This is a genomic window from Streptomyces sp. NPDC005791 (assembly GCF_042871485.1).
Lineage (GTDB): Bacteria > Actinomycetota > Actinomycetes > Streptomycetales > Streptomycetaceae > Streptomyces.
This window is the reverse complement of the sequence record NZ_JBIAIP010000001.1, coordinates 606,414-624,582: the sequence shown is the minus strand read 5'-3', so window position 1 is coordinate 624,582 and position 18,169 is coordinate 606,414. Positions and strand designations below refer to the sequence as shown.

The following is an 18,169-nucleotide window of genomic DNA, read 5'->3' as shown; positions in this document are numbered from 1 at the left end:
CTGCGGACCCCGAGTTCAGTGGAAGGATCAGACCGTGGACTTGACCTTGATCGAGCCGTCGACGATCTTCTTCTTCGCCTCGTCGATCTTGGCCTGGACGTCCTTGAGGTGGTCACCCGTGGTGGTCAGGCTGACGCCGTCCTCGGCCAGCGAGTAGGCCTGCGTGCCGGTGACCGGCTTGCCGTCCTTGACGGACTTCACCAGGTCGTAGACGCCCGCGTCGACGTTCTTCACGACCGAGGTCATGATCGTGGCGGCGTACTTCGACAGGGCCGGGTCCTTGGCCTGGTCGGAGTCGACGCCGATGGACCAGGCGCCCTTCTTGCCGGCCACGGCCTCGATCGCACCGGCGCCGGAGCCGCCCGCCGCGGCGAAGATCACGTCGGCGCCCTTGTCCAGCATGCCCTTGGCGGCGGCCTTGCCCTTGTCCGGGCTACCGAAACCGGACAGGTCGGAACCGGTGGACAGGTACTGGATCTGAACCTTGGCCTTCGCGTTCGTGTCCATGACGCCCTGCTGGAAGCCGGCCGCGAACTTCTTGATCAGCGGGAGGTCGACGCCGCCGATGAAGCCGACCTGGCCGTCCTTGGACTTCAGCGCCGCCGCGACACCGGCGAGGTACGAGCCCTGCTCCTCGGTGAAGACGATGGACGACACGTTCTTGGCTTCGGAAACCGAGTCGATCAGGCCGAACGTGGTTTCGGGGTGCGCCTTGGCCACCTTGTCGATCGCCGCCTGGTAGGCGAAACCGACGCCGATCACCGGGTTGAAGCCACCCTCGGCGAGCGACGCGAGGCGCTGCTCGCGGTCGGCCGGGGTCTCGCCGCTCTTGGCGGTGAGTTCCTTGGTCTCGGCGTCGAACTCGGCCTTGGCCTTGTCCAGGCCACGGGCGGCGGAGTCGTTGAACGAGTTGTCGCCACGGCCACCGACGTCGTAGGCCATGCCGATCTTCATCTGGTCCTTGTCGGAACCGGTGCTCTCGGTGGACGATTCACCACACGCGGTGGCAGTGAAGGCGAGAGCCGCGGAAACGGTACACGCAGCAGCGATCTTGGATACGCGGCGCAAGGGAAGGCTCCTTCAAACCTGACCGAAGCGCCTCTTCCGGCGCTGGTTTCGCGGCGATCGTAACGCGCGTAGATGTCAGATAAGCGCCCGTACGGAAGCCGTTATCGGATCGTCGCGAACAACAGGTGTCCAGCCCGGTCACGAGCGGCTACCGGCAGGTGACGCACGGCTGACCGGGCGGGGCAGCCGCCTCGCGGAGGCTCGGAGGTCAGGCGTCCAGCAAGGCGGCCGCCGTGAACAGTTCGACCCCGACCGTGATGGCCTCCTCGTCCACGTCGAAGTTGCCCCGGTGCAGGTCGAGGCCACGCTGGTCGCCGGGCGTCCGCACGCCGAGTCTCGCCATCGCGCCGGGGATCTTCTCCAGGTACCAGGAGAAGTCCTCCCCGCCCAGACTCTGTTCGGTGTCCTCGATCGCATACGATCCGCGGCGGATGGTCATCGCCGCGTCGAGGAGGCCGATCGTCTCGGCCTCGTTCACCACGGGCGGCACGCCACGGATGTAGTCGATCACCGTCTTGGCCCGGTACATTCCGGCCACCTCGTCGATCGCCGCGTGCACCAGGTCCGGTGCCTGCCGCCAGCTCTCCAGATCGAGGCAGCGGACCGTCCCGGACAACTCGGCGTGCTGCGGGATGACGTTCGGCGCGTGGCCGGTCTGCAGCCGCCCCCAGGTGAGCGCGAGACCGGCCCGGGCGTCGACGCGCCGGGCGAGCAGCGCGGGAACGTCGGTGGCCACCCGGGCGGCGGCGGTGACCAGGTCGGTGGTGAGGTGCGGCCGGGCGGTGTGCCCGCCGGGGCCGTCGAGGGAGACCTCCACGCGGTCGCAGGCCGAGGTGATCGGCCCGATCCGGAGCCCGATCCTGCCCACGTCGACCTTGGGGTCGCAGTGCACCCCGATGATCCGCCCCACCCCTTCCAGCACCCCGGCCGCGACCACGTCGGCGGCGCCGCCGGGCAGCACCTCCTCGGCGGGCTGGAACAGCAGCCGCACCGGGCGGGGCAGCAGCCCCTGCCGGTCCAGGTCGCTCAGCACCAGCCCCGCCCCCAGGACGCAGCTCGTATGGACGTCGTGCCCGCAGGCGTGCGCACGGTCGGGCACGGTGGACCGGTAGGAGACCCCCGCCTTGGTGTCCGGGATCGGCAGCGCGTCGATGTCACCGCGGAACGCCAGCATCGGCGTCACGCCGTCCCACTCCCCCACGTCACAGATCAGCCCCGTGCCCCCGGGCAGCACCTGCGGTGCCAGGCCGGCCTTCTCGAGCCTGGCCTTGATGGCCGCGGTGGTACGGAACTCCTGGTTGCCGAGCTCAGGGTGCATGTGCAGATCACGGCGGAAGGCGATGAGCTCGGCACGCAGGTCGTCGGGCAGAGTGCCGGGCAGGACGGCCTCGGCGTGGGGCGCACGGGACTTCAACTGGTTCACCCAGTCAAGGGTAGGCCCCTGGTACCCACAACTGACCACTGATCGACAAAAGTTCAGCCGCTCAGGGGAACAAAATGCGGTGCTGCGGCGTGTGACGGGGGCGCGTGATGGGTATCCTGCCCCGCCCTCGGCACCGGAGCCGGGCGGCGTCCTCGTCGGGGGCCCCGAAGCCGTCGTCGCGGAGCCGGGCGGCGAAGGCGTCCGCAGGCGGCCCGTGAGAGCCGGGCCGGCACCGGCCCGCCACGTCTCACACGCTGTTCGGTACCGGAGCTGCGGCTCGGAGTGAGCCATGCCTCACCCAGCTGCGCGTGCTCGGCATCGTGCGCGACCGACACCCCCGGAAGCAACGTGAGCAGCTCGCTCAGCTGCTCGAACCGCTCCTCACCCCGCCCCTGCCGGCAACACCGCGCCCCGAGCGCCCGGTGCGCGGCACGCGCTGATTCCCGGACCGTCGGCCTGCGCCGGCCGGGCATGCCGGGGGCCGGCCGGGTGGAGCCCGCACGGAGGCGGCGTCGGCACGCGCGGCCCACTCCAGCCTCGCGCGGCGCCCCCCGGCGGACCGTCTCCCCGGTGAAGCGTGCGCCGGCCACGGGCGAAGGAACTTCCCGCCCCCGCGCTCAGGACACCAGGGTCTGCTCCTCCAGCTCCGTCAGCTTCACCGTGCACAAGCCACCCCGCTCGGCCTTCACGTCCGTCACCCGCAGCTGCGTGCCCGGCGAGAGGATGTACTCCTCCTCGCCCGTGAAGGCGGAGAAACGGCGGATGCCCACCGCCCGGGCCGGGGTCACCTCGAAGAGTGTCCGCTTGCCACGGCTGCCGAGGAACGACCGGGCCACGCCGACCTCGGACGTGCAGGAGGACACGCCCCACCAGGTGACCGTGCGGCCGAGCGGGTACTGCGCCCGCAGGTCCAGCGACACTCCGCGCCACAACGGCTGGGTGTGGGCGGGGAGTTGCGAGACCGCCGAGAACAGCAGCCGCAGGTAGGGGAGGTACGGGACGACCTGCGCCCGGTCCGGGGAGCGCAGGACCGCGTTGATCTCCCGGTAGAACGCGGACTCGCAGGTGTAGAGGTAGAGGGCGGCGATCGCGTCGGCGGACAGCTCACCGGCCGCCTCGTCCGCACGCCTCTTACCGAACTCGTGCGACTGCTCGACGTGCCGGTCGATGCCGGACAGCAGGGAGGCGACCGGGCTGACGGCGTCCGGGAAGCCCAAAAGCGGTGTGTCGAAGACACCGGTGATCGCGGGCAGGACGAGTCCCTCGTCCTTGACGCCCGCGAGCCGGTCCAGATACAGCTGATGCAGCTCCATGGTCGACGCGATGAACGCTCCCATGCGTTCCGCGACGCCGTCGTCCGCCCCGTCGGGCCCCTCCGCGACCGTGTTCCACCCCTTGCTCGGCAGCCAGTCGATCTCGTCGGCTCCCAGCGAGGCGAGGGCGGCGTTGACCGTCCCGAAGTGCTCGCCCTCGCAGAAGACGTCGCCCTGTGCCGCGGGGTTGGGGTGGTCTATATGCCGGACTTCGACGTCCGGATACTTCTTCTGGAGCCGGAGTACGACCTTCTTCAGGCTGCGTGCGTGAGCGCCCCACCAGGCGAAGACGACGTAGCGGTCCTCCTGCTCGGCGTTCTGCTTGGCCCGGAGGATCTCCTCGACGATCCGCTCGACCGCCGGGCGCCAGAACCTGGTGTGCCGGTCGGTGGCCATCGCCCCGTCACTGCTGGCGGTGAGCGCCGCGTTCAACAGCAGCACCCCCTGCGTGAGCATCGCCTGGAACCACTCCGGCGGCTGGACGGTGTCCTGCTCCTCCAACAGCGCGCGTACGTCGGCGATCGGCGTCTTCCTCGGTATGCCGTACTTCCACATGGCCGCTGCCTTGATGATGCAGCGGATGCTGACGACCCGGCCGAACTGGCTGTCCTTCCAGTCGTGGAAAGTGTTGTCGAACATGGCGATACCGGTGGCGCTCTCCGGCCTCGGGTAGGGGTTCTGGCCGAAGACGACGACCTTCCACTTGTGGGGAGGGTTCGGCTTGAGGGCCTGGAAGGTCAGCTCGCGCACCGGGACGACTCCCGGCCCGCGAGCCGGGCCGATGAACTCCGCGGCGTCCGCGTGCGACTCGATGACAGGCTTCAGCAGGGGGAGCCATGGTTCACCACCGCCCTCGAACAGGCCGGCGAGGGCCAACGGGTCGTTCGGGTCGGGCTGGGCCGGGGTGGTGGCATCGCTCATGGTGGAGGCACTCCGCGGTGTCGGCCCGTGCTGAGAGCCGGGCGAGGTCATCGGGGGCGGCACCGTACGCGCCGTGGTCCCGCACATGACGAGTTATAGCCCTCGCCACTGACAGTGGAGCGGTGCCCGACTGCCGCCCGCCGGGGCGTTGTCAGTGGGGCGCTGTAGCTTCCTGAGCAGTGGAGGAACCACCTTCTGATCGGAGCGCACGATGCCCTCGAACCGCTTGCAGTCGCCGCCTGTCCAGGTGGTTCTCACCGACCTGGACACCGATGTGGTGGAGGCTTGGCGGGCCGCGTTCGCCGACACCCCGGAGATCGAGGTCCGCAAGGGCTCGATCCTCGACGAGAGAGTCGACGCCTGGGTCAACCCGACCAACTCCCGGGGGCGTATGGACGGTGGCACCGACGCCGCCGTCAAGCGGTACCTCGGCGCCGGCATCCAGCTGCGCGTGCAGCGGGCGATCCGTGACCAGTTCGCGGGGAACCTTCCTGTGGGCAGCGCGGTGTGCGTGCCATCCGGGGCGGTCAACCCGAAGTTCCTCATACCGACACCGACGATGGAAGGGTCCTCGCAGAACGTGAGCGAGACCCTGAATGTGGCGCTGGCCTGCGCCGCCGCGTTCCAGGCGATCCACCAGCAGAACAGGAAGGCGCCGGGCAGCATCGGGTCCGTGGCGCTGGTGGGCATGGGCGCCCGCACCGGGCGGGTGCCTGCGCGGGTGTGCGCCAACCTGATGTGGACGGGCTACACCTTGTTCAACGACCACCACTTCGACGACTACGACGACCTGCGGAGCACCATCGTCGCGCAACTCCGCGACATCGAGGCCGCGCCCGCCACGCAGCGCGTCCGCATCCGGCCCCCGAGAAGCACCGCCACCCGTCACTGACGGCGAAGCGCAGCAACGGGGCAGCGTACGGGGGCCGGGTCCTGGTCAGCGCAGGGCCGGGCGTTGGTCAGAGCTTGCGTAGGCGGCGGCGCACCCCCCGTGCCACCGTCCGCCAGTCCGCCGCGACCAGTGCCCCGCTGCCGGAGTTCCGGTGTCGGTCGAGCCGGACCAGCATCGGCCGTGCACGGTGCATGTGCAGCCGACGGGAACCTGCTGCGACGGCCACGGGCCGCCCCGCCGGAGCGCCGTCCGAAACCGGGAGCGGCAGCGGAACGTCATGGTTCCGCCCGCCGCCCTCCGGCGTCACCCGCAGCGCCAACTCCCAGTGTCCCGGGCGCAGTACGTAGCGGTGGAGGCCTCGCAGATCGAGGACTACCCGTCCGGTCAGCGGCGCATCGGTGGCCGTGGCCGGACCGGCCGGGACCCGGACCTCGTAGCCGTCGCGGTGCCTCAGCAGCACGCTGTGCCGGACCTTCTCCACCGGGCCCTCGCAGTAGTACGGGCTACGCACCAGGACGGCGATCCGCCGGCCGCCGTCGAGCCATGTGACGGCGCCGGGGCCGGGCTCGGCCTCGGCCCAGGTGAGGCCGTCGTGGCGGGAGAGCGAGAGCAGTTCGCTGATCCGTCCGCCCTCGCGCAGCAGTCTGTCCCGCAGGCGGAGCAGGGGTGGGAGAGGTGCGACGGCCTCGACCGGAATGAACTCCCGCAACACCTCTCCGGCGATGCGCGCGTAGGACTCCTGCCGCCCCTCAACCGCCCACCGGTGATAACGCGGCCCGAATTTGGCCAGCAGCTCCACCCTGACGAACCGCAGGAACAGCTGATTACGGCGCTCACCGGGCTCGGTGTGTTCCACCACGGCCGCGAGCGCTGCACGCACCGCGGAGTAGAACGACTCCGCCGGCGGCTGCTGCTTCGTCAGGTGGGCGAACCCCTCCCGGTCCACCAGGTAATAGCAGTCGTAGTCGGCCACCACCGAGATGGCGCGTGCGTGCATGTACGCCGGCACGATGAACGGTTGCTCCTCCGCCAGCCGCACCCCCTCCGCGAACCGCAGCCCGTTCTCGACCACCGTCGAACGACGGAACAGCTTCTGCGGCGTCAGGCTGTACATCGCCCTCGTCGACCACACGTCCCCCCGCTCCACGTTCGCCGTGAACGGCTCGGTCGGCGCGCCGCGTCCCACGCCCCGGATCCGGCCCAGCACCACGTCGGAGCCGTTGCGCTCGGCCACCTCCACCATCCGGCGCAGACCGTCCTCCCCCAGGTAGTCGTCCGGATCGGCGAAGAACAGGAAATCCCCCCGGGCCAGATCGATGCCCCGGTTGCGCGGACCGCCCGGAGCACCGGAATTCTCCTGATGCACCACGCGCACGTTCGTGTACCGTCCGGCCCACTTCTCCAGCACCTCACCGCTGCTGTCGGTGGACCCGTCGTTCACCGCCACGATTTCGATCCGGTCGAATCCCAGGCTCTGCCGCACGATCGATTCCAGGCACTCGTCCAGGAATTCGGCCGCATTGTAGACCGGGATGATCACGCTCACCGCTACGCCGCTCATGCCGACCTCTCCGTACTCTCGGCGCCCCCCTCGGGCGTCACTCCTCAGACATACAGAATGGTCCGAAGGTTGCGGCGTCCAAACGGTCGAATGTGCGTGCATTATGCAAGGTATAGCCCTGCCGATATTCGGCAGCCATCCGGTAATTCTCTGTGCAATCGGAATTAACCGCGAAGTCATCAGCAGCTGAACGGAATGTGCGTACGTCACACTCTGTCGACGCCGGCCCGCACCCGGGACCCCGGCCCACGCGGCCGGTGGCCCAGAAGTCCGTCCTCCTGCACGGGGCCGTCACCTGGTGGCGGGTGCCAGACCCCAGCCCGTCGAGGGCACCCGGGGCTCCCCCGGTCCGGTCAGACGGGGAACTTCACACCCGTGAGTTCTTCGGACGCGGACCACAGGCGCTGCTGGACGGCCTCGTCGTAGGACTCCGGACTCGAGGTCACCAGCCGGGGATACCCGCGGACCTGACCCCGGCCACCGGGGCCGTAGTACTGCCCACCGAGGACAGCGGGGTCCGTGGCGGCCCGCAGGGTCGGCAGCGCCCCCATCGCGGCCCGCTGGGTGATCAGCGGCGCGAGCAGGTCCACCGGCCGGCGGACGGCTGCCGGGGCGTTGCGGACCAGTTCGGTGTTGGACACCCCGGGATGCGCGGCCACCGCGGACGTGGTGCCGTGGGCGGCGAGCCGACGCTGCAGTTCGTAGGTGAACATCAGGTTGGCGAGCTTGGACCGGCCGTAGGCGGCGACACGGCTGTACGAGCGCTCCCCCTGCAGATCGTCGAAGTGGATCGCGGCCCGGATACGGTGACCGGTGCTGCTGACCGTCACCACCCGGGATCCGGCCACCGGCAGGAGCCGGTCCAGCAGGAGTCCGGTGAGTGCGAAGTGACCCAGGTGGTTGGTACCGAACTGCGTCTCGAAACCGTCCCGGGTGGTCCCCTTCGGGGTGTACATCACGCCTGCGTTGTTCACGAGCAGGTCGACGCGCTGATGGACGCCCCGCAGGTCCGAGGCGGCGGCGCGGATCGACTCCAGTGATGTCAGATCCAGTTCCTGCACGGTGACGTCGCCGGGCATCCGGGCGGCGGCCCGCTTGCCCTTCTCCGTGTCCCGCACGGCCAGCACCACCGACGCGCCACGCTCGGCGAGCACTCTGGCCGTCTCGAAGCCCAGGCCCGTGTTGGCGCCCGTCACGATCGCCACCCGCCCCGACTGGTCCGGTACCTGCAGCTCTGTCCACTTCACGCTCATGACTGTCCCCCAAAGAACCGGCGGTCTGTTATGTGCAACATTAAAAGACCACCGGTCTGTAAGTCAAGAGACCGGCGGTCTGCAAGCTAGGGTGGCCGCATGACGTTCCAACGGGCCCGCAGCGAGGAGCAGCGAGAGATCCGGCGCCGCGCCATCCTGGACACCGCGGCGGCGATGCTCGACGAGATGCCGGTGTCCGAGGTCAGCCTCAACGAGCTCAGCCGCCGCGTCGGCCTGGCCAAGTCCAACGTGCTGCGGTATTTCGACTCCCGCGAGGCCGTGCTGCTCGAACTTCTGGAGCACTTCCTGCACGGCTGGCTGCCGACCCTTGCCGATGAACTGGCCGCCGCGGTCGACCCCGGGCTCCCCGCGACCGACCGGGCCGATCAGCTCACCGAGGTCCTCAGCCGTTCCCTGGCCGAGCGCACGGGGCTGTGCGACCTCTTCGGCGCACAGGGCGGTGTCCTGGAGCACAACGTCTCGGTCGAGGCCGTCAGCCGCCACAAGCGGGCTTCCCTGGACAGCCTCGATGTCATGTCCGGCCTCGTGCGCCGGCACCTGCCGGAGATCGGCTACGACGCCCAGTGGTTCTGCCTGCAGACCATGATCATGGCCGGCGCGCTGTCGGCGTACTGGCCGCCACCGGACAGCCTGCTCGCCGCTTACGAGGCGGAACCCCGGCTGGCCGTCCTCCACGTCGATCTGCGCGACTCGCTCCGCCTCTCGATCTCCATGAGCCTCAAGGGCGCGCTGCCGCGTCCGTAGTCGTGACCGAGTCGGAGCGGTGCCTCCGGCGGGGGCGTCACTCCCCCGCGGTCGCCGTCTGGCGGGTGCCCACGTGATCGCCGCGGGGCTCGGAGTCGCGCTGGTCCCCTCGCTGGACGCCTGGGCGGTGCCGGACGGACTGGTGCTGGTCCGGCTCACCGACCCTGCGCTGCGCCGGACCGTGCACGCCGCGCGGCCGGCCACACCGCTGCCGGCGGCGCTGACGTCGCGTGATCTGCTCCGGGACGGCAGCCGGGCGCGGTCGGCGACGCCGGACGACCGGGGCACCGCCGCCGTATGAGGCGGCCGGCGCCGGCCGCCTCAGCCCTCCGCGACCGCTGTCACCCGCCACGGGGCCACCCGCTGCACGTCCTTGGCCGTCTCCGTGACTCCGCTCAGGAAGCCCTGGGCGCGCGGCGAGGCCGTGTCGCGGAGCCACTCCGGCGCTATGTCGCACACCGCGACCTTCACGCCCGTACCCGCCAGGGCGAGGGGCAGGGTGTGGACCACGGTGGACGGGAAGCTCAGGACCGTGTGGCCGATGGGGCCTCTGCGGGCGATGAGTTCCAGCGGGAGGTCGGGGCGGACGATCTCCAGGCCGGTGGCGGCTTCCAGGGCGTGGAGTTTGTCCGCGGACTCGCGGCGGTGGGCGAAGTAACGGGTCGCGCCGTGGGCGCGGGCCAGGGTGGTGACCGCCTCCTCGTACGGGACCGGGTCGACCACGCCCGTCTCGACCAGGGAGGTACCGACCAGGTCGGCGCCTTTGGTGATCAGCGGCGGGCCGAAGCGCGCCCGGGTCCAGGCGAAGGTGTTCGCCGTGACGTCGACGCCTTCGGGGGCCTCCACCGGCATCGCGGTGAACACTTCGACGGTACGGGTCGCCGACGGGGTGAAGCTGCGGCGGGCCGCGGAGCTGACCGGGGCCAGGAGCAGCTCGCGCGGGCCCCCGCTCCCCCTGCGGTGCCAGCGCACGAGGCGCTCGCCGCGGGACAGCTGGACGACGAACTCCATGGTGGCGGTGCCGTCGTCGACCACCGTGATCCGGCGCGTGCGGACCAGGGTGAGCAGCAGTTGCACGTACCGGGAGAACGGGTCCCCGATGACGATGCGGTCGGCCTTGCGGATCAGGCCGGTCAGCGCCCGCAGGGCCTTCAGAGGCGCGCCGGTCTCCCCGCGCGCCTCCTGCCAGCGGACGGTGATGCCCTCGTCGCGGGCCAGCTCCGCCATCCTGCGCAGCTGTCCGCGCGACATCGGGTCGACCGGGGGGAGGACGACGACCGTGGTGTCGGGTCCTCCCCGGCTGTGGGTCCACTCCAGGACGTTCAGGAGCTGGACCGGGCTCTCGACGAAGGCGAGGTTCACCGGTCGGCCCGTCAGACCGTGACCGGCTCGGCGGCCGGCGCGTTCTCGGTCTCGGCGACGACGCCCGCGACCCGGCGGAGCTTCTTCATCGGGCCGAGCTCCGACTCGTACACCTTCTTGACGCCGTCACCGAGGGACTCCTCGATGGTGCGGATGTCACGGACGAGGCGCGTCAGGCCCTGCGGCTCGACGGAGGCGGCCTGGTCGGAGCCCCACATCGCACGGTCCAGGGTGATGTGACGCTCGACGAACGCGGCGCCCAGCGCGACGGCGGCGAGGGTCGTCTGCAGGCCGGTCTCGTGACCGCTGTAGCCGATCGGGACGTTCGGGTACTCCTGCTGCAGGGTGTTGATGACCCGCAGGTTGAGCTCCTCGGCCTTCGCCGGGTACGTCGAGGTGGCGTGGCAGAGCAGGATGTTGTCGCTGCCGAGGACCTCGACCGCGTGCCGGATCTGCTTCGGCGTCGACATGCCGGTGGAGAGGATGACGGTGCGGCCGGTGGCGCGCAGCGAGCGGAGCAGCTCGTCGTCCGTGAGGGAGGCGGAGGCGACCTTGTGCGCGGGGACGTCGAACTTCTCGAGGAAGGCGACGGCCTCGGTGTCCCACGGGGAGGCGAACCAGTCGATGCCGCGCTTGGCGCAGTGCTCGGAGATGGCGGTGTACTCGGCCTCCCCGAACTCGACGCGGTGGCGGTAGTCGATGTACGTCATCCGGCCCCAGGGGGTGTCGCGCTCGATGTCCCACTGGTCGCGCGGGGTGCAGATCTCCGGGGTGCGCTTCTGGAACTTGACCGCGTCGCAGCCGGCGTCGGCGGCCACGTCGATCAGCGCGAGGGCGTTGTCGAGGTCACCGTTGTGGTTGATGCCGATCTCACCGGTGATGTAGACGGGGTGGCCGGGGCCGGCGGTGCGGGTGCCGAAGGTGCGCAGACGGGAGGTGTTGCTCATGGTCGTGCTTCCTTACTTGGTGGGGGTGGGGACGTCGGTGATGTCGGTGGAGAGGGTGGGGCCGAGGAGCCAGGTCGCGATCTCACGGATGGCGCCGGAGCCACCGGGGTTCGCGGTCACGGCGCGCGCGGCGGCGCGTACCGAGTCGTGGGCGCTCGCCACGGCGACGGGCCAGCCCGCCAGGCCGAAGCAGGCCAGGTCGTTGACGTCGTTGCCGACGTAGAGCACGCGGTCGGGAGCGATGGACTGCTCCTCGCACCACTGCTTGAGCGCCAGGTCCTTGCGGTCGATGCCGTGCAGGACCGGGACCTGGAGTTTGCGGGCGCGGGCGGCGACGACCGGATTCTGTTCCGTGGAGAGGATCAGGAGCGGTACGCCGGCCCGGCGCAGGGCGGCGATGCCGAGACCGTCACCGCGGTGCACGGAGACCATCTCGCGGCCGTCGGAGTCGATGAGGACGCGGTCGTCGGTCTGCGTACCGTCGAAGTCGAGGACCACGGCGTCGATGTCCGCCAGGGTGGGCAGCGGGGAGGGGTCCAGGAGCGGCGCGAGGGCGCGGGCGCGGGCCAGGTCGTGCGGGTCGTCGATCTCCAGGACCCGGGCCGGGTCGGTGGGGACGAGCGCGGTGTGGCCGAAGAACCGGTGGCGGTGGGTGCGGAAGCCCTCGACGTCCATGGCGTACGCGGCGCCGGTCTCCAGGTAGTCCTGCGGCCGGTCCTGGCGGCGGGGGCGTACGGCCTTGTCGTGGTTGACGCCGTAGGTGTCGTCCTCGACCGCGCTGCCGTCGCGCCACACGAAGCCGTGGAAGGGGGCCACCGTGACCGCGGTGTCGGCGCCTTGGCGGGTGACCGCGGCGGCGACGCCGTCGATGTCCTCGCGGGTGATGAAGGGGCTCGTGCACTGGACCAGGAGGACCACGTCGGCCTTGCGGCCGTGCGAGCTCGTCTCGTAGGAGTGCAGGGCGTGCAGGACCGCGTCCTCACTGGTCGCCGTGTCACCGGCGATGGCCGCGGGGCGCTGCACGCAGTGCAGCCTCGACTCCTCCCCCAGCGCCTCCCCCGCTGCCCTGGCCGCGGCGGCGATGGCCGGGTCGTCGGTGGTGACGACGACGTCGGTGACCTCGGGTGAGGTGAGGCAGGCGCGGACGGCGCGGGCGACGAGCGGTACGCCGCCGACCCGGGCGAGGTTCTTCGCGGGCACGCCCTTGGATCCGCCGCGGGCGGGGATCACTGCGAGGACGGTGGGGGGCGGGGTCATGGTTGCTCCTGAATCGGTGGTCACAGCTCGCCCATCCGCCGGATCACGGGGGCGACCCGCTGGACGCCGTGGCGGTAGGCGCCGCGTGCCGCGTTGCGTACGGTTTCGCGGACCGCGCCCCGGACCCGGCCCGTGTCCTTGGGGGTGACGGCGCCCGGCAGCGGGTGGCCGTCGGGGCCCAGGTGGTGGCGGGCGAGGATGCCGGGGAGGTATCCGGGTGCGGTGGCGGGGGTGTAGTAGGGGGCGAGGGGGGGAAGCGGCCCGGCGTCGAGCAGGGCCGCGACCCGGGCCCGGGCGGTGTCGTAGGCCGCCTTGTAGGTGCCGTCGGCGGCGACGCCCTGCCCCGCGAGCCAGTCCTCGTCGGGCTCCGGGCGGTGGCCGCCGTCGAGGTGGTCCCAGGACGTGATCAGTCCCGATCCGATGAAGTGGTGGTTGCCGAGGGCCTCACGGACGCCGAGGTCGGAGAGGATCGCGGTCGGGATCCGCCGGTGCAGGGACTCCAGCGCGGCGGTCGACGACACGGTGACCAGCAGGTCGGTGCGGTCCAGGACCTCGCCCATGTGCCCGTACACCAGGCTGAAGTTGGGCGGCAGGCCGCCGGGGATCCGTTCGGCGAGCCGTTGGTAGGGCAGTTCCTCGATGTGCGTGGTGTGCTCGCCCGGCTTGGAGCGCAGCTTGAGCAGCACCTCGCGGCCGGGGTGCAGCCGAGCGTGCTCGACGAGCCTGCGCAGCAGGTACGTACGCTCGGCGCGGGAGGCCGGTACGGAGGGCTGGGCGGCGAACACGACGGTGTCCCGGCCGTCCCGCGCCCGGTGCGGCTCCCCGCCGAGGAACGGCAGGGCGGCCTCCGTGACGGACGACGCGTCGGCGCCGACCCCCTCGTACACGGCGCGGAAACGCTCCCCGTCGTGGCGGGAGTTGGCGAGGACGACGTCCGCGCCGTGCCGCAGCAGGAGCCCGTCGGCGAGCTTCTCGTAGACGACGCCGACATAGCCGGTGACGACGACGGGCCTGCGGGGCAGTCCCAGTGCGGCCAGACCGTGCAGCATCGCCTGGACCGCGCCGCCGACGAGCGCGAGGACCACGACGTCGTACTTCTCGTCCCGCACCGTGTGCAGGAACTCGACGGCGGTCACCTCACGCACCCGGCCGGTGTCGATCCCGACCTCGCCGACTTCGGCGAGCTGGCGGGGTGTGGGGGTGGCCCGGCCGCGCAGCAGCAGTCCGCTGATCTCGACGGGGCGCTCCGTCGCGCCGGCGTCCGGGGCCGTGGAGAGGCGGCGCGCGGTGAGCGCGCCCCACTTCCACCGGGTGTCGGAGTCGGCGAGCACGGCTATGCGGAGGGCCGCACGGCCGGCTGCTGGAGTGTCGGCCGGAGCGGCCGTGTCATCGGTACGGGAGGGCACGTCCAAGAAGCTAGGAAGGCATTGCGAGGAGCGGCCCAACGCGGGGGCAACAGCTGGTTAACAGCCCGCCGACGCTTGGAGACCGGGCCGCACGCGGGCCTCCCGCCCCAGGTGAGGCCAGCAGGTTAACGGAGCCGACACGGCCCGTTCATCCCCTGTCCTTTCCGGGGACAAGCCGCATGACAGGCCGGCGCCTAGCGTGCAGCTCGTGGTTAAGCTCTCCGTCATCGTGCCGTTCTACAACGTGCAGACCTACGCGCCCGACACTCTCAGAAGCCTGCGCGCGAACGCGCGTGAGGACTTCGAGTTCATCCTCGTCGACGACTGTTCAACGGACGGGACGGCCGACATCCTGCGCCGCGCGCGGGACGACATCCCCGGGGCGGTCGTGATCACGCACGAACAGAACGGCGGGCTCGCGACCGCCCGGAACACCGGTCTGGACGCCGCGACCGGTGAGTTCATCACCTTCCTGGACGGTGACGACTGGCTCGCCCCCGGCTACTACGAGCGGCTGCTGGCCGCCGCGGAGGACCTGGGGTGCGACTTCGTACGCGCCGACCACGTGCAGGTCACGGGCAGGGCCCGGACCGTGCACCGGGTGCCGCACGGACTGCGGGGGGTCCCCTTCAGCCCGCGCGACGCCATCCTTCCGGCCGACCGCACCACCTCGGTGGACTACCCGTACGCCTGGGCCGGCATCTACCACCGCCGGCTCGTCGACCGCGGGCTGCTGCACTTCACGCACGGGCTGCGGACGGCCGAGGACCGGCCGTGGATCTGGCGGCTGCACCGGGAGGCGGAGTCGTTCGCCGCGGTCGGGCTCCTCGGGGTTTTCTACCGGCGCGGCGTCGCCTCCTCGCTCACCCAGATCGGTGACGTGCGGCAGCTCGACTTCATCCGGGCGTTCGACCAGGTCATCGAGGAGACGGCGCGGGACCCCGAGGCGGACCGGCTGCTCCCGAAGGCGGTCCGCACCTATGCGGCCGTCATGGCCCACCACCTCAACTCCATCGAGAGGTTCGAACCGGCGGTCGCACGCAAGCTGCGCTCCATGAGCGCCGCGGCGCTCCAGCGGCTTCCGCAGGACCTCCTCAGCGACACGCTGGACTCGCTCGGTGACCAGCGGGCGGCGCGGCTCCGCCGGCTCCGTCGCCGTCCCGTCCCCGCGGGGACCGTCCCCTCCGTCACCACAGGAGCCTCCACCTGATGTCCGGCCGCCGTTCCACCCAGCTCTTCTTCGCCTGCTCCCAGTACGCCGCCGCCACGGTCACCGCCGCGATCCGCGCGGGCCTGTTCGGCCCCCGCGACGCACACCGTCGGATGCTGGTCGTCAGCGACACCTCGTACGCCCCGGAAGTGGGCACCGCGCTCGACCGGATGGACGGATTCGAGTGCCTGCGGCCCGAGTTCGACGCCGTGATCTCCTGGAACGACTTCATCAGCCCCTTCCACCCGGCGGGCTGGTTCCCCCGCGATCAGGACGCCCTGCTCTGGGAGCGGTATCTGCGTCTGGCCTGGGACATCGGTGACGGGCCGGTGGAGATCGCCTGCGAGTCCATCCAGGCCAACCCCTCCAACGCACTCGCGAAGATCTTCGGCGAGAGCCCCGTCCACGTCTACGCCGACGGGCTGATGAGCTACGGCCCGACCCGGAGCAAGATCGACCCGCTGATCGGCACCCGTGTGCAGCGGCTCCTCCACCTGGATCTGGTGCCCGGCCTCCGGCCGCTGCTGCTGTCCGAGTTCGGCGTCGAGCCCGAGGTCGTCCCGACGGCCGAGTTCCTCAAGGTGCTGGCGGAACTGTCCGACGCGGCGCCCGCCTTCACCGCCGGACAGGTCCCGGACGCCCCGGCCCTGCTGCTCGGTCAGTACCTGTCGGCGATCGACGTCCTGACCGCGGCGGAGGAGGAGGACCTCCATGTGCGGATGGTGCGCGGCGCCGTCGCGCTCGGGCATCGCCACCTCGTCTTCAAGCCGCACCCCTCCGCACCGGCCGGCTGGTCACGCGCCCTGGAGGAGGAGGCGGCGCGGCTGGGAGCCGAGCTGACCGTCCTGGACGCCCCGGTCATCGCCGAGGTGGTCTACCAGCGGCTGACCCCGGCCCTCGTCGTCGGCGCGTTCTCCACGGCTCTGCTCACCGCCGCCTCCTTCTACGGCATCCCCGTCGCCCGCATCGGAACCGACACGCTGCTCAACGGGCTGACTCCGTACCAGAACAGCAACCGCGTGCCGCTGACGATCGTCGACGCGCTGCTGCCCGACCTGGAGGCCCCGGCGGCGGTCACCGGCTGGTCCCTGCCGGACGAGGAAAGCGTCCAGCGGGAGCTCACCGGGCTGGTCACCGCCGTCGGCTTCGCGATGCAGCCGAAGATCTACCCGGACCTGCGCCCCACGGCCGAGGCGTTCCTGGCCCAGCAGCCCGCGTCCGGCCGTAACCGCTACTTCCGGCGCCGCCGGCTGACGGCGCTCGCCCTGCCCGGAGCACTGCCCTCGCAGCTCGGCTTCATCCCGCGCAACCCCACCGTGCGCAGGTTCGCACGCCAGGCCAGGACCTGGCAGCGGGCGGCGAGCCGTCGCCTGCCGGGCACGGGCCGGGTCAACGGCAGCTGAAGTCACCCAAGACCGTCCGTCTTCCCGGGGGGGGAAGACCGTGGAAGACGTGGAAGGACCACCGAAGTGACGATCGCGCCACCGCTGCCTGCCCAGGCGGCGGCCCACCCACCGGAATCCCGCCCCGCACCCAAGGGCGGGAGCCGCCTGCGCGCCCTTGACGGGCTGCGCATCCTGGCTGCCCTGATGGTCTGCCTCTACCACTACGCGGGCAAGAACGGCCCGACCGCCGAGTCCTGGGGCCAGTCGCCGGGCCTGAAGTTCCCCACGCTGTCGGCGTTCGCGACGTACGGCGGTCTCGGCGTGCAGCTCTTCTTCATCATCAGCGGCTTCGTGATCTGCATGAGCAGCTGGGGCAGGAGTCCGGGGGACTTCCTCCGCTCCCGCGTCGCCCGCCTCTACCCCGCCTACTGGGCGGCGATCGTCATCATCACCGCGGCCGCGGTGCTGCTCCCCGTGGTGGTCCGGCCGCTGCCGGCGAACGAACTCCTCGTCAACTTCACGATGCTCCAGCAGCCGATGGGGGTGGACCGGGTACTCGGAGTGTGCTGGACGCTCTGGGTGGAGATGCGCTTCTACCTGCTGTTCGCCGTCTTCGTCGTGTGGCGGGGTGTCACCTACCGCCGGGTGGTCATCTTCTGCATCGGCTGGATCTTCGCGTCCGTGTTCGCCCGGGTCGCGCAGAGCCCGCTCACCGACGTGCTGGTGATGCGGGACCACGCCCCGTACTTCATCGGTGGCCTGGCCCTCTACCTGATCCACCGCTACGGCAGTGACCTGCTGCTGTGGGGCCTCGTGATCACGAGCTTCCTGCTGGGCCAGCGCTATTCGGTCACCGCGGGCTGGCACGAGGGCATGACCGGCGACTTCGCGCGTTCGCCCTACGTCATCCAGGCGATCGTGGCCCTCTCCTTCCTCGCGGTGGCCGCGGTGGCTCTCGGCTGGCTCCGCTGGGCGAACTGGCGCTGGCTGACGGTCGCCGGCGCGCTCACCTACCCGTTCTACCTGATCCACGAGCATCTGGGCTGGTTCGCGATCCGGATCATGAACCGCTCGCTGCACCTGCCTCCCCAGGTGACGATGATCGCCACGGTGGCCTGCATGCTGGCGCTGGCCTACCTGCTCCACCGCCTGGTGGAGAAGCCGCTCGGCCCCCGGCTCAAGCGCACGATGGCGGCGCAGGCGGCGAAGATCCCGGTGCGGGAGCGAGTGGGCTGAGAGCGGGGCCGGGGGACGCGGCACCTGCTGCGGCCGTACACGGACCACAGCCACTCGCAGGACCGGAACGGCGGCGCCGGGGGCCCCCCGCCCCCCGGGGGGGGGGGGGCCCCCCCGGCCCCCGGCCCCCCCCCCCCCCCCCCCCCCCCGGGGGCCCCCCCCCCCCCCCC

15 protein-coding genes are annotated in these 18,169 nt (G+C 71.1%); 6 read left to right on the top strand and 9 right to left on the bottom strand.

All coding sequences use genetic code 11. The annotated features are described in order from the left end of the window. Positions 1 to 27: 27 nt before the first annotated feature. From ACFYSH_RS03030 to ACFYSH_RS03020, 3 genes are all read right to left on the bottom strand, one after another. The gene (locus ACFYSH_RS03030; RefSeq protein WP_359467180.1) at positions 28 to 1,068 is read right to left on the bottom strand and encodes a BMP family ABC transporter substrate-binding protein; all 1,041 of its coding nucleotides are present in this window, start codon (positions 1,066 to 1,068) and stop codon (positions 28 to 30) included. A gap of 208 nt (positions 1,069 to 1,276) precedes the next feature. Then, a complete protein-coding gene (locus tag ACFYSH_RS03025; protein ID WP_359467182.1) occupies positions 1,277 to 2,491 on the bottom strand; it encodes an amidohydrolase in 1,215 nt (404 codons plus the stop codon). 617 nt (positions 2,492 to 3,108) lie between these two features. After that, complete coding sequence (locus ACFYSH_RS03020; protein ID WP_388750582.1) at positions 3,109 to 4,725, bottom strand: ADP-ribosyltransferase domain-containing protein; 1,617 nt, start codon at positions 4,723 to 4,725, stop codon at positions 3,109 to 3,111. Positions 4,726 to 4,936: 211 nt separating this feature from the next. Here ACFYSH_RS03020 and ACFYSH_RS03015 point away from each other — a divergent pair, with 211 nt between their 5' ends. Then, positions 4,937 to 5,617, top strand: a complete 681-nt coding sequence (locus ACFYSH_RS03015; protein WP_359467188.1) for a macro domain-containing protein — start codon at positions 4,937 to 4,939, stop codon at positions 5,615 to 5,617. Between the two features lie 67 nt (positions 5,618 to 5,684). Here the strand turns inward: ACFYSH_RS03015 and ACFYSH_RS03010 are convergent, their stop codons facing one another. Together ACFYSH_RS03010 and ACFYSH_RS03005 are read right to left on the bottom strand one after the other, a co-directional pair. Next, positions 5,685 to 7,178, bottom strand: coding sequence for a glycosyltransferase family 2 protein (locus tag ACFYSH_RS03010; RefSeq protein ID WP_359467191.1), 1,494 nt, complete (start codon positions 7,176 to 7,178; stop codon positions 5,685 to 5,687). Positions 7,179 to 7,531: 353 nt separating this feature from the next. After that, positions 7,532 to 8,431 (bottom strand): SDR family NAD(P)-dependent oxidoreductase, encoded by a 900-nt coding sequence (locus ACFYSH_RS03005; RefSeq protein WP_359467194.1) that lies wholly within the window; start codon positions 8,429 to 8,431, stop codon positions 7,532 to 7,534. A gap of 99 nt (positions 8,432 to 8,530) precedes the next feature. Here ACFYSH_RS03005 and ACFYSH_RS03000 point away from each other — a divergent pair, with 99 nt between their 5' ends. Both ACFYSH_RS03000 and ACFYSH_RS02995 read left to right on the top strand, forming a co-directional pair. Beyond that, positions 8,531 to 9,196, top strand: a complete 666-nt coding sequence (locus ACFYSH_RS03000) for a TetR family transcriptional regulator (RefSeq protein WP_388750579.1) — start codon at positions 8,531 to 8,533, stop codon at positions 9,194 to 9,196. Between the two features lie 73 nt (positions 9,197 to 9,269). Beyond that, positions 9,270 to 9,497, top strand: a complete 228-nt coding sequence (locus tag ACFYSH_RS02995) for a hypothetical protein (RefSeq protein WP_388750576.1) — start codon at positions 9,270 to 9,272, stop codon at positions 9,495 to 9,497. A gap of 20 nt (positions 9,498 to 9,517) precedes the next feature. Here the strand turns inward: ACFYSH_RS02995 and ACFYSH_RS02990 are convergent, their stop codons facing one another. The 4 genes from ACFYSH_RS02990 to ACFYSH_RS02975 are packed head-to-tail and all read right to left on the bottom strand — an operon-like array spanning position 9,518 to position 14,168. After that, positions 9,518 to 10,558 (bottom strand): hypothetical protein, encoded by a 1,041-nt coding sequence (locus tag ACFYSH_RS02990; RefSeq protein WP_359467199.1) that lies wholly within the window; start codon positions 10,556 to 10,558, stop codon positions 9,518 to 9,520. A gap of 11 nt (positions 10,559 to 10,569) precedes the next feature. Continuing rightward, positions 10,570 to 11,505: an N-acetylneuraminate synthase family protein gene (locus tag ACFYSH_RS02985; protein ID WP_359467202.1), complete on the bottom strand. Its 936-nt coding sequence runs from the start codon at positions 11,503 to 11,505 to the stop codon at positions 10,570 to 10,572. A gap of 12 nt (positions 11,506 to 11,517) precedes the next feature. Beyond that, positions 11,518 to 12,762: a cytidylyltransferase domain-containing protein gene (locus tag ACFYSH_RS02980; RefSeq protein WP_388750573.1), complete on the bottom strand. Its 1,245-nt coding sequence runs from the start codon at positions 12,760 to 12,762 to the stop codon at positions 11,518 to 11,520. A gap of 20 nt (positions 12,763 to 12,782) precedes the next feature. Continuing rightward, complete coding sequence (locus ACFYSH_RS02975) at positions 12,783 to 14,168, bottom strand: DUF6716 putative glycosyltransferase (RefSeq protein WP_359467206.1); 1,386 nt, start codon at positions 14,166 to 14,168, stop codon at positions 12,783 to 12,785. A 208-nt stretch (positions 14,169 to 14,376) separates the two neighbouring features. On the opposite strand from ACFYSH_RS02975, the gene ACFYSH_RS02970 reads away from it, so the two are divergent. The 3 genes from ACFYSH_RS02970 to ACFYSH_RS02960 all read left to right on the top strand — a co-directional run bounded on the left by ACFYSH_RS02970 (position 14,377) and on the right by ACFYSH_RS02960 (position 17,999). Continuing rightward, positions 14,377 to 15,378, top strand: coding sequence for a glycosyltransferase family 2 protein (locus ACFYSH_RS02970; protein ID WP_359467209.1), 1,002 nt, complete (start codon positions 14,377 to 14,379; stop codon positions 15,376 to 15,378). After that, entirely contained in the window at positions 15,378 to 16,781 is a 1,404-nt protein-coding gene (locus ACFYSH_RS02965; RefSeq protein ID WP_359467212.1) for a polysialyltransferase family glycosyltransferase, read from the top strand. The genes ACFYSH_RS02970 and ACFYSH_RS02965 overlap by 1 nt, the downstream gene beginning before the upstream one ends. A 66-nt stretch (positions 16,782 to 16,847) precedes the next feature. Then, positions 16,848 to 17,999, top strand: coding sequence for an acyltransferase family protein (locus ACFYSH_RS02960; RefSeq protein WP_388750570.1), 1,152 nt, complete (start codon positions 16,848 to 16,850; stop codon positions 17,997 to 17,999). Positions 18,000 to 18,169: the final 170 nt, after the last annotated feature.